The sequence below is a fragment of the Variovorax sp. 01T439_2 genome (assembly GCF_056398445.1).
The window spans coordinates 1-5,983 of the sequence record NZ_JBFTPJ010000305.1 but is presented as its reverse complement, the minus strand read 5'-3'; the positions used below and the strand labels follow the sequence as shown (position 1 = coordinate 5,983).

Annotated in this window: 7 protein-coding genes; 4 read left to right on the top strand and 3 right to left on the bottom strand. The window is 68.9% G+C overall.

What is annotated here, in order from left to right; all coding sequences use genetic code 11:
• The first annotated feature begins 88 nt into the window (after positions 1–88).
• Together AC1DOC_RS15855 and AC1DOC_RS15850 are read left to right on the top strand one after the other, a co-directional pair.
• On the top strand, positions 89–1,339 hold the full coding sequence (locus AC1DOC_RS15855; protein WP_436289758.1) for an alkyl sulfatase dimerization domain-containing protein: 1,251 nt from the start codon (positions 89–91) through the stop codon (positions 1,337–1,339).
• 25 nt (positions 1,340–1,364) lie between these two features.
• Positions 1,365–2,357 (top strand): Bug family tripartite tricarboxylate transporter substrate binding protein, encoded by a 993-nt coding sequence (locus tag AC1DOC_RS15850; protein WP_155247881.1) that lies wholly within the window; start codon positions 1,365–1,367, stop codon positions 2,355–2,357.
• Positions 2,358–2,379: 22 nt separating this feature from the next.
• Here AC1DOC_RS15850 and ruvA read toward each other — a convergent pair whose 3' ends face one another.
• Complete coding sequence (gene ruvA / locus AC1DOC_RS15845; protein ID WP_478130061.1) at positions 2,380–2,952, bottom strand: Holliday junction branch migration protein RuvA; 573 nt, start codon at positions 2,950–2,952, stop codon at positions 2,380–2,382.
• A gap of 20 nt (positions 2,953–2,972) precedes the next feature.
• Here ruvA and AC1DOC_RS15840 point away from each other — a divergent pair, with 20 nt between their 5' ends.
• Both AC1DOC_RS15840 and ybeY read left to right on the top strand, forming a co-directional pair.
• Positions 2,973–3,923: a PhoH family protein gene (locus tag AC1DOC_RS15840; protein ID WP_018906192.1), complete on the top strand. Its 951-nt coding sequence runs from the start codon at positions 2,973–2,975 to the stop codon at positions 3,921–3,923.
• 1 nt (position 3,924) lies between these two features.
• Complete coding sequence (gene ybeY / locus AC1DOC_RS15835; RefSeq protein WP_018906191.1) at positions 3,925–4,383, top strand: rRNA maturation RNase YbeY; 459 nt, start codon at positions 3,925–3,927, stop codon at positions 4,381–4,383.
• An 18-nt stretch (positions 4,384–4,401) separates the two neighbouring features.
• On the opposite strand, the gene dtd is transcribed toward ybeY, so the two are convergent.
• Both dtd and AC1DOC_RS15825 read right to left on the bottom strand, forming a co-directional pair.
• Positions 4,402–4,842: a D-aminoacyl-tRNA deacylase gene (gene dtd / locus AC1DOC_RS15830; RefSeq protein WP_018906190.1), complete on the bottom strand. Its 441-nt coding sequence runs from the start codon at positions 4,840–4,842 to the stop codon at positions 4,402–4,404.
• Positions 4,839–5,753 carry a cation diffusion facilitator family transporter gene (locus AC1DOC_RS15825; protein ID WP_027730707.1) on the bottom strand — a complete coding sequence of 305 codons (915 nt, stop codon included), beginning with the start codon at positions 5,751–5,753 and terminating at the stop codon, positions 4,839–4,841. Before AC1DOC_RS15825 ends, dtd begins: the two co-directional genes overlap by 4 nt.
• Positions 5,754–5,983: the final 230 nt, after the last annotated feature.

Sequence of the window (5,983 nt, the reverse complement as noted above, 5' to 3'; positions counted from 1 at the left end):
ACCTCTGCCTGCGCGCCTACGTGCCGCGCGCCGAACTGCTCGACGGCCACTACCTGCTGCCGCCCCTCACCGTCACCAAGGAAACCGCATGACCGCCACCGCTGAAAAGCCCTTCCTCATCGTCGGCACCGGCACCGAGACCGTGGCGCCGGGCCTGCACATCCTGCGCGGGCAGGGGCAGTCTTTCGTGGCCGAGACCGACGCGGGCCTGGTCGTGATCGATGCCGGCCCGGGCGGCTCGGTGACAGAGGGCATGATCGATGCGCTGCGCCAGCTCAGCGACGCGCCGGTGCATGCGCTGTGCTTCAGCCATGGCCACATCGGCTACAACGCCGGCGTGCCGATGTGGCTGGCCCATGCCGCCGCGCGCGGCGATGCGCCGCCGCGAATCATTGCGCACCGCAACGTGCCGCGCCGCCTCGCGCGCTACGGCGAGACGCTGGCCCTGCAGCACCGCATGGCCGAGATCCAGTTCAACCGCCCGCCGGGCTTCTTCGACCATCGCCTTGTGATGCACCCGCCGACCGAAACCTTCGACGGCCTGCTGCARATCGGCAGCGGCGAGCGCCGCGTCGAGCTGCGCTGGGCACCGTCGGAAACCGACGATGCGATCGCGCTCTGGAGCCCCGCGCAGCGCGTGCTGTACGGCGGCGCGGCGCTGATCGACTCCATTCCCAACATCGGCACGCCCTTTCGCACGATGCGCGACACGGTGCGCTGGGCCGACACGCTGGAGGCATTGGCAGCGTTGAAGCCGCGCAAGGCGGTGCGCGAATTCGGCGCCACGCTCGAAGGCGAAGAGCAGGTGCAGCACGTGCTCCTGCACACGGCCCGCGCGCTGCGCTGGCTGCGCGCCGAGGTGGTGCGGCTCATGAACGAAGGGCTCAACGAGCGCGACGTGCTGGCGCGCATCCGCTTTCCCGACGAGCTCTTCGCGGTCGACTGGATGAAGCCCACCTACGGCGATCCCGGCTACATCGTGCGCGACATCTACCGCTCGGAGAACGGCTGGTGGGACCGCAACCCGACCTCGCTGCACCCGGCCGCGCCCGAGGCCATCGGCCGCGCCGTGGCCGACGCCATCACCGACAAGCGCGGCGTGATCGACCAGGCGCGCAAGCTGGCGGCGGCCAAGCAGTGGCAGCTCGCGCTGCACGTGATCGACCTGCTGGCCACCGCCGAGGGCGACGCCCCCGAGATCGCCGAGGCGCGCTCGCTCAAGGCCGAATGGCTGCGCGAGCGTGCGCGCGAAGTGCCCAGTTACGTCTCGCGCAACCTGTACCGCGTCGGCGCGGACATGATCGAACAAGGCACGCAGGCGCGCTTCGGCATGCGCTGAAGCCTTTCCATCGGAGACACGGACCATGACAAGCACAACATCCTTGCGCCGCAGCCTGCGCACGCTCGCCGCCTGCGGCCTGGCCGCACTGGCCGCCGCCAGCCATGCGCAGGCCGACAGCTACCCCGACAAGCCCGTGACGCTGGTGGTGCCTACCGCGCCGGCCGGCGGCACCGACACCATCGCGCGCCTGATCGCCGACGCACTCGGCAAGAAGCTGAAGCAGACCTTCATCGTCGACAACCGCCCGGGCGCCAACGGCATCCTCGGCACCGACCTGGCAGCGCGCGCAGCGCCCGACGGCTACCGGCTGCTGTTCACCTATGCCGCGGCCATGGTGGTGAACCCCAGCCTCTACAAGAAGCTGCCCTACGACCCTTTGAAGGACTTTGCGCCGGTGGCGCAGGTCGGGCGCGGCGGCAACCTGCTGCTGGTGCGCAAGGACCTGCCGGTGAAAACGATCCAGGAGTTCGTCGCTTACGCCAAGGCGCGGCCCGACAAGCTGAGCTACTGCTCCTGGGGCAACGGCTCGGGCGGCCACCTGGCGATGGAAAGCCTCAAGAAGCAGGCCGGCCTGGTGATGACGCACGTACCGTACAAGGGCAGCGGCCCCTGCGTGCAGGACCTGGTGGGCGGCCAGGTGGATGCGGCGTTCGCCGACATCTCGTCGACCGTGGAGATCGTGCGTGCCGGCCGCATCCGCGCGCTGGCCAACAGCGGCCCCTCGCGCATCCCGATGCTGCCCGACGTGCCGACCATGACCGAGAGCGGCTACCCCTTCACCACCTACGCCTGGTACGGCCTGCTGGCGCCGGCCAAGACGCCGGTGGCCGTCGTGAAGAAGCTCAACGAAGCCGTGAACCAGGTGCTGCGCGACCCTGCGGTGGTGCGCCGCATGTACGAGCTGAACTTCAACGACCTGCCGCAGAACACGCCCGAGCAGTTCGCGGCGACGATCCAGAAGGACATGCGCGACTGGGGCGCGCTGGTGAAGGAGATCGGGCTGACGCCCGAATGACCGGCGCCGCGCACGCGCCCGGTTATTTCGCCAATGCCTTCAGCGCCAGCTTGATCCCCTCGCTCACCGTCGCGTCCTTGGGCAGCGCCTTGAGCGCCAGCGCGGCTTCCTTGTCGCTGTAGCCCAGCGCGACCAGCGCCTGCAGGATGTCGGCCTGCGCGTCGGTGGCCGCATGGGCGGGCAGACCGATGTCGGCGCCCAGCTTGCCCTTGAGTTCGAGCAGCAGCCGCTCGGCGGTCTTCTTGCCGATGCCCGGGATCTTCACGAGCCGGCCGAGCTCCTGCGTGGTGATCGCCTGCGCCAGCTCGCCCACGCTCATGCCCGACAGCAGGCCGAGCGCGGTGCGCGGGCCCACGCCGCTGATCTTGATGAGTTGCCGAAAGGCCGCACGCTCCTCGGCGGTGCCGAAACCGTAGAGAATCTGCGCGTCCTCGCGCACCACGAAGTGCGTGAGCAGCGAAACGYGCTCTCCGGTGCCGGGCAGGTTGTAGAACGTGCTCATCGGCACATCGACCTCGTAGCCGACGCCGTTGCAGTCCACCACCACCTGCGGTGGGTTGCGCTCGGCCAGGATGCCGGTGAGTTTGCCTATCATGGGTGCCCTTTTTCCTTGAAATGTCCGGCGTGATTCTGCGACACACCTTTGCTCCCCCCAACAACTCGCGCCTGGGCCACCTGTGCGGCCCGCTGGACGCGCACCTGCGCCGCATCGAGGAGGCCCTGGGCGTGAAGATCGCGCACCGCCACGAGCAGTTCAAGGTCGACGGCCCCAAGGCCGCCGCGCAGCGCGCCATGGACGTGCTGCAGGCGCTCTACGAGATCGCGCAGCGCCCGATCGATCCGGCCGTGGTGCAGCTCACGCTCGCGGGCGACGGCTCGATGAGCGACGAGGACTCGGCCCTGCTCGTCACCCGCCGCGCCGACCTGCGCGCGCGCACGCCCACGCAGGCGCTGTACCTCGACAACATCGCCAAGCACGACATCACCTTCGGCATCGGCCCGGCCGGCACCGGCAAGACCTACCTCGCGGTGGCCTGCGCGGTCGATGCGCTGGAGCGCGCCGCGGTGCAGCGCATCGTGCTCACGCGGCCGGCGGTGGAAGCCGGCGAGCGGCTCGGCTTCCTGCCGGGCGACCTGACGCAGAAGGTCGACCCCTACCTGCGCCCGCTGTACGACGCGCTCTACGACCTGATGGGCTTCGAGAAGGTGCAGAAGGCCTTCGAGCGCAATGCGCTCGAGATCGCGCCGCTGGCCTTCATGCGCGGGCGCACGCTGAACAACGCCTTCGTCATCCTCGACGAGGCGCAGAACACCACCGTCGAGCAGATGAAGATGTTCCTCACGCGCATCGGCTTCGGCGCCAAGGCGGTGGTGACGGGCGACGTGAGCCAGATCGACCTGCCCAAGCAGCAGCTGAGCGGCCTCATCGATGCCGAGCGCGTGCTCAGGCGCGTGAACGGCATCTCGATCACGCACTTCACCAGCGCCGACGTGGTGCGGCATCCGCTGGTGGCCAAGATCGTCGATGCCTACGACGGGCAGCGCAAACGCGGCGGGGCGCATTGAGATGGCATTGCCCGCACTGTCCCTTTCGCTGCAGTTCGCGCGCTTCAAGGGCGTCGAGCGGCACCGTGCCGCGCTGCCGCGCCACAGCGTCGCGCGCTGGATCCGCCATGCACTCGAGATCGACGCGGAGATCACGGTGCGCATCGTCGATGCCGAGGAAGGCCAGCGCCTGAACCGCGAGTTCCGCGGCAAGGACTACGCCACCAACGTTCTGACCTTCGACTACACCCAGAGCCCGATGGTGATGGCCGACCTGGTGCTGTGCGCGCCGGTGGTCGCGAGCGAGGCGAAGGAGCACCGCAAGACCCTGGCCGCGCATTACGCGCACCTGCTGGTTCACGGCACGCTGCATGCGCAGGGCTGGGACCACGAGACCGGCGAGGCCGACGCCGAGGCCATGGAAGCGCGCGAGATCGAGATCCTCGCGGGCGTCGGCATCCGCAATCCGTACGGCCGCTGAGACCCGCGCGCGGCGGCGCTACGCCATCTGCAGCGGGATGGTCACCGGCCCGTCGTTGACCAGGTGCACCTGCATGTCGGCGCCGAACTCGCCGGTGGCCACCACCGGATGGGCGGCGCGGGCCCGGTCCACGAAATAGTCGTAGAGCCGCCGCCCCTCGTCGGGCGCGGCCGCCTGCGTGAAGCTGGGCCGGTTGCCGCCGCTCACGTCGGCCGCCAGCGTGAACTGGCTCACGACCAGCAGGCCGCCGCCGATGTCCTGCACGCTGCGGTTCATCTTGCCCGCCTCGTCCGAAAAGATGCGCAGCTTCAGGAGCTTGGCAAGCATGCGGTCGGCCATGGCATCGGCATCGCCGCGCTCGGCGCACAGCAGCACCAGCAGGCCGGCGCCGATCGCGCCGACGGTCTGCCCTGCGATGTCGACGCGCGCACTGGCCACGCGCTGGACGATGGCTTTCATGCGGCTTCTTCCTCGATGCGCGGCCCGCGCGCTTCCATGCCCAGCGGCAGCAGCTGGATGGTCACGCGCAGGCCCGGCACGGCGTCCATCAATGCCTGCTCCAGCTCRTCGCGCATCGCGGCGGCATGCTGCAGCGTCCACTCGCCGGGCACATGCATGTGCAGGTCGGCAAAGCGGCGCTGGCCCGCGCGCCGCGTCACCATGTCGTCGAAGCGCATGCGCGTGCCTTCCGGCATGCGTGCGGCAAACTGGTCGAGCGTGGCGCGCAGCGTGGCAATGGTCTCTGCGTCGAGCGCCTCGTCCATCAGCCCCTGCGACGAGCGCCACACCAGCCTGACGCCTTCGCGCACGATGTTGAGCGCCACGCCAATGGCCAGCACCGGGTCGAGCCAGAGCCAGCCGCTGAAGTGCACGGCCACGATGCCGATCACCACCCCGGCCGAGGTCCACACGTCGGTCATCAGGTGCCGCGCATCGGCTTCGAGCGCAATCGAGCGGTGCGTCCGCGCGGCGCGGAACAGCGCAAAAGCCAGGGCCGCGTTGAAGCCCGAGCTGACCACCGAGAGCCCGAGCCCCCAGCCCAGCTGCTCGAGCGGCTGCGGCGCAAGCAGCCGCTGCACCGAGACCCAGAGGATGGCGGCCGCCGCGCCGACGATCAGGATGCCCTCGAAGCCCGAAGAGAAATATTCGGCCTTGTGGTGGCCGTAGGGATGGTCTTCATCGGCCGGCCGCGAGGCGATGGTCACCATGCCCAGCGCGAACATCGCGCTGGCAAGGTTGACGAAGGACTCCATCGCATCGGAGATCAGGCCCATCGAGTTGGTCACATAGCCCGCCAGGCCCTTGAGCAGGATGGTGACGAGCGCAACCACCACGGAAACACGAAGCAGCGTCTTGGGCGTGAAAGTCATGCAGGAAAGGCGTTGGCGATAAAAGTCGGCAAGAATGCGGCAAAGGTCCGCATCCGCGATCGAATTATCGAGCGCGGCCTCCATCTGCCGACTCCATGTATTTAATATTTGTGGCACCGCGAGACATTCGCAGAAGAACGATGATGAAAAAAATCCTGATCGCCGTGGGAGGCTTCGCCTTCTGGGGCGCAGCGGCGTTGGCTCAGGCGCAGGCGCCTGCGCCTGCGCGT